Origin of the sequence: Mixta theicola, from assembly GCF_002895925.1 — a bacterium.
GTDB classification, from domain to species: domain Bacteria; phylum Pseudomonadota; class Gammaproteobacteria; order Enterobacterales; family Enterobacteriaceae; genus Mixta; species Mixta theicola.
In genome coordinates this window covers 1-201 of record NZ_NWUO01000072.1, presented here as the reverse complement: position 1 = coordinate 201, position 201 = coordinate 1, and the positions used below count along the sequence as shown (strand labels likewise).

The following is a 201-nucleotide window of genomic DNA, read 5'->3' as shown; positions in this document are numbered from 1 at the left end:
TGATTCATGACTGGGGTGAAGTCGTAACAAGGTAACCGTAGGGGAACCTGCGGTTGGATCACCTCCTTACCTAGTGAATCCCGCCCGTGAAGTGCTCACACAGATTGTCTGATAGAAGTAACGAGCAAGGCGTCTTGCGAAGCAGACTCAGTGTCCCCTTCGTCTAGAGGCCCAGGACACCGCCCTTTCACGGCGGTAACA

Annotated in this window: 1 rRNA gene; it reads left to right on the top strand. The window is 54.2% G+C overall.

Annotated elements, in window-relative coordinates:
- Positions 1 to 69: ribosomal RNA gene (locus COO59_RS20675) — 16S ribosomal RNA — on the top strand; the annotation flags it as partial.
- Positions 70 to 201 lie beyond the last annotated feature (132 nt).